The 266-nt window shown below is 60.9% G+C and carries 1 pseudogene; it reads left to right on the plus strand.

The features are described from left to right. Window positions 1-266, plus strand: a pseudogene (locus SB725_RS31650) (conjugal transfer protein TraC); the annotation flags it as partial.

Raw genomic sequence — 266 nt, forward strand, 5'->3', positions numbered from 1 at the left:
CGTGTGGGACCGCTACGTCTCGCCCAAGCTGTCCGCTTACTGGCGCTCGATGCGCGTCACGCAGGAAGCTGACAAGCCGGTCGATGCTCGTGACGAGGCCGGAAGCCTCGCGGCCAAGGATTTCGAGCCGGAAAAGTTTTTCCAGCGCGGCTCGATGTTCTACGGTTTGAACGACCTGGGCGAGCCGATCAGGATAGCGCTCGACCTGTTCAAGAAAATCCACCACGCGATCCTTGGCCCGACTCGTTACGGAAAGGGCGTGGTGT

The organism is Pseudomonas sp. SIMBA_041, from assembly GCF_046535095.1.
GTDB classification, from domain to species: Bacteria; Pseudomonadota; Gammaproteobacteria; order Pseudomonadales; family Pseudomonadaceae; genus Aquipseudomonas; species Aquipseudomonas mucoides.